The sequence below is a fragment of the Corynebacterium urinipleomorphum genome (assembly GCF_900155535.1).
GTDB classification, from domain to species: domain Bacteria; phylum Actinomycetota; class Actinomycetes; order Mycobacteriales; family Mycobacteriaceae; genus Corynebacterium; species Corynebacterium urinipleomorphum.
The window spans coordinates 1-3856 of sequence record NZ_LT706963.1 but is presented as its reverse complement, the minus strand read 5'-3'; the positions used below and the strand labels follow the sequence as shown (position 1 = coordinate 3856).

4 protein-coding genes are annotated in these 3856 nt (G+C 59.6%); 3 read left to right on the top strand and 1 reads right to left on the bottom strand.

The genetic code is table 11. The annotated features are described in order from the left end of the window. Window positions 1-968 (bottom strand): NYN domain-containing protein (locus CZ338_RS10950; RefSeq protein WP_235839452.1); only part of this gene is annotated, 968 nt, incomplete at its 3' end. A 216-nt stretch (window positions 969-1184) separates the two neighbouring features. Between CZ338_RS10950 and CZ338_RS02860 the strand changes: the two genes are divergently transcribed. Genes CZ338_RS02860 through CZ338_RS02850 form a run of 3 tightly spaced genes read left to right on the top strand, consistent with a single transcriptional unit; the run spans window position 1185 to window position 3454 of the window. Then, window positions 1185-1559: a GntR family transcriptional regulator gene (locus CZ338_RS02860; protein ID WP_087116816.1), complete on the top strand. Its 375-nt coding sequence runs from the start codon at window positions 1185-1187 to the stop codon at window positions 1557-1559. Next, window positions 1556-2380: an ATP-binding cassette domain-containing protein gene (locus CZ338_RS02855; protein WP_087116815.1), complete on the top strand. Its 825-nt coding sequence runs from the start codon at window positions 1556-1558 to the stop codon at window positions 2378-2380. Before CZ338_RS02860 ends, CZ338_RS02855 begins: the two co-directional genes overlap by 4 nt. Further along, window positions 2381-3454 (top strand): hypothetical protein, encoded by a 1074-nt coding sequence (locus CZ338_RS02850; protein ID WP_087116814.1) that lies wholly within the window; start codon window positions 2381-2383, stop codon window positions 3452-3454. Window positions 3455-3856: the final 402 nt, after the last annotated feature.

Sequence of the window (3856 nt, the reverse complement as noted above, 5' to 3'; positions counted from 1 at the left end):
GGGCCCGGGCGCGCCGGGCGCGGGGTGGGTGAGTGGCCCGACTGGTTAGTGGCGGAAGGCTCCGCCGTGTCGGACTCGGAGGGCTCGTTGCACTCACCGGTGTCGTCCACTGGGTCCACAGTGTCTGCCACGTTGGAAGCGTTCACGGTATTCACCGGGTCGGTGCTGGGAAGCTCCTCGTTTGGTTCAGGTACCGGTTGCGGCTGGACGTCTTCGGGCGAGATGCTTTCGCTGCCAGACTGGCTTTCGGGGTGGGGGGAAGGGGAGGGGTCCACGGTGCCGTCGATAAGCGTGTCGCCCGCGACTGCGGTCTCGGACAGTGGCTGTTCGCCGTCGGGGCGCGGGATGTCGCACATTCCCTCTTGGTCCTCCGCACCAGCGTCGTCCATGGGGCGCTCGCGGATGGTCGGGGGGAGCGGGCCCTCCAGAACCTGAAGCTGCATGGCTTCGGCGAAGTCCTCGCGCGGGTCGAGAATGGTGGTGGAATCGCACGCGTGGCGCAGTGCCGAAGACATGGAGTCCCAACCAAAGCCGTACAGGTGCACGCGGATGCCGGCGTTTGTGGCTTCCTCCACGCCGGGAATCATGTCCGCGTCCCCGCTGACTAGGACGAAGTCGGTGCACTGGCCACGCATGGCGTTGACCACGATGTCTGCGACCAAGCGCGTGTCCACGCCCTTTTGAGTTCGGCGCTCGCCCCACTCGATGAGTTGCCCGGTGCGCAGCTGGACGCCGTCGCACGTGCGAAGCGCGCGCTGGTAGCGGTGCGGGCCGGAGTCCGGGATGCCGTCGTACCAAAACTGGCGGTGGATCGGCTGGTGAAGTTGCTGTGTGATCATGCCCGAGAGGTTGTTCACCACCTCAGGCAGGTCGATTTCTAATTGAGACCGCGCCCCTGTCTCCCACGAGTTATAAAAACTCGCGAGCAGGTATGACGTGTCCACAAAGACAAGTGTGCGTTCAAGCATGGCTCCTAAATCCGTATCTATTCATGTAGCTAAAAAATTTGTTGCCCTCCCAGTGTGCCTGTTTTGCGTGACGTTCGCTGAGGCAATTCTCTGACCTGCGCAAAACGCAAACACTTGAAGGCTTTCACTTTGATCAACGCACCCGTTGATGAAAGCTTCCATTGGTTATATGGTTAATTACACGACTAACTAACCAACTAACTGGGAGGTACGGCAGTGGGGAACGACACCGAACCGCTGTTCATGCAGATCGCTCGCCTCATCCAGGACCAGATAGTCGACGGCCAGCTCGAGGGCGGCTCGCGGGCACCCTCCACGAATGAGCTCTCCGCCTTCCACGGCATCAACCCGGCTACAGCACGCAAGGGGCTCACTCTCCTCGTGGACAGCGGGGTGCTGGAAAAACGCCGCGGCATCGGCATGTTCGTCACACCTGATGCCAGGGAGGTCATCCTCGCCGAGCGGCGAGCAGAATTCGCGGGTGCGTACATTGCCCCGCTTATCGACGAAGCCGTGCGCCTAGGCCACGACCTGCCCACCCTCCACGACCTCATCGACCGAGTTGCAGAAAGCAGAGGAATGTATCAGTGATTACCGCACGTAACCTGACCAAGAGTTTTCGGGAAAAGACTGTCCTCGACGACGTCAATTTGGATATTGAACCCGGCGGCATCCATGGCTTGCTGGGCCGCAACGGCGTGGGCAAGTCGACGCTGCTGTCCTTGATCGCGGGCCAGCTCAAGCCCACGTTCGGCGAACTCTTAGTATTCGGCCGCACGCCGTTTGACGATGGTTCCGTGATGGACCGCGTCGCGTTGACCGGTGTCGATGTGGCGTACCCCGGTTCGTGGTCTGTGCGCGACATCCTCACCGGCGCGCAGCTGCGCTACCCCGCATGGGATAGTGCGATCGCGGAGGATCTAGCCCGCGATTTCGCGCTCGATGGGGCAATGAAGACCGGTTACGGTGAGCTTTCCCGCGGCCAGCGCGCTATGGTGGGCAACATCGTGGGCCTCGCGTCGGGTGCGGAGCTAACTCTTCTGGACGAACCCTATGTTGGGCTCGACGTACACAACACCGGTGTCTTCTACCGGCATTTGCTGGAGTTTTCCGGCAACGGCCGCACGTTCATCATGGCCACACACCACATCGAGGATGCCGCTAAGCTCCTCGATTCCGCGCTCATTCTCGGCCGCGATGGCCAGGTCGCGGCTCACATTTCCGCCGAGGAAGCGGACAATTACGTGATCGCAGTCGGCTCCTTCGACGCACCAGCTAGCGCCATTGCTTATCGACGCACCGATGCCGGTTCCCGCGCCCTTCTCCCCTTCGACGCCGCGTCCGGCCTGAATGCCCGTATCACGCCCGCTGACCTTGGCAACGTCATCGACTCCTTCCTGGAGGAAAGTTAAATGGCCGCCACAAAGACAACGCTGAATCCGGCATTCCTCTGGCACCAGTTCAAAGCTGGCCCTTGGCTGCGTCTGCTTCTCGTTCCGGTGGGGTTGGCGTTCATCGTGGGCGGTGCCTGGGTAGGCACCTGGCTCGCGGTGATAGGGGGCGCATTTATCGGGACTTCAACCCTGATCACAGTTCTCTACCCAGCGCAGGATGTGTTCCGCGCTTTCGGCATGAACGCTGCCCGGGCCCGCCAGCAGCTGCTGATCGTCGCAGTACCGATCGTCCTGTTCGCGGTGGCAATGTATGCGATCTTCGTTCCGCGCCCGATCATCGCCTTGGCTGGTTCGTTGACCTCGCTCATCATTGGCGCGATCTTCGTTTCCGATCACGGTGCCGTGGGTGATACAAGTCGTGCAGGAAAGATGCACGGCCGCAGCATCAGGGAACGGGGGACACTGCCCTTTCAAGCAATCTGGCGGAAGAACCTCATCTGGGCAGCGGTAAGTGGACTCACCCTGGCTGCGACCGTGGCAGCGTCAGGACTCATCTCCAACGTGACGGTCTCCAGCATGATTGCTTCTGCACCGGTGCTCGTCTTTTTCGGATGGTTCGGCCAGCAAGCAATGCAAGGAGGAGTGAGTCCCTTGGTTGCGAAGTCGTTCGGCCTACGCCGCAGGGAGTGGGCAGGTCATGTTATTGGCGTGAGCGTCGTCTCGGGCATCGTGATTGGCGCGATTGCGTGTGGAATAACCATGCTGCTTCCCCTGGATAATCCCGACATCGCATGGCATCCCTTCATCGACATTGCCGTCGCAGTTTCCGGATTCAGCGTGTTCACGGCCGGAACCGCAGTTAAAGGAAAACGCTTCTCTTGGATCGTCGCATTTCTTCCGTGGTTCGGTGTGCGGGATATCTTGCGCTTTGAAGAGGCCACCATCATGGGACCGCTCTCCATCGGGGTGCTCGTCATCTCCACTGTTATCGCACTGATCGGGGTTGCGTGCCTAGCCCTTTACGTTGGGGGAAGCACGAACATCACGCCGGCCAACATGCAACGCATTGCAGGGCTTAACGACGGCCGATAAACGGCACTTACGCTGCGGGTTTGTGTTGTTGTGTGGTGTGTGTGTAGGTTTATTCAAGTCAGCGCGACCGACAACGCCCCGCCGGACAGTGGTTCTGGTGAGATGGCGGTAGGAAAACAAGCGCTGGTGGATCCTCAAGGTTTTCACTTGCACAGCGGATTTTGTTTGTTGTGTGGGTGTGTGTAGGGTCGTGCAAGCCTCTTCGATGGGAAGCGTTTGGTTTCGCTTGTTGTTGGGTGTGCGTGTGTTGTGTGAGAACTCGATAGTGTGCCAATGATTTTTTGTTTGGTTGGTTTGTGTGACTGTTTGCGCATCTTTTTTGTGGTGTGTGCTGGTCGAATGACATCTGAACCATTGATGGGGTGTTGTTTGTCTGGTTGGTTGCATGGCTGATTGGATTTT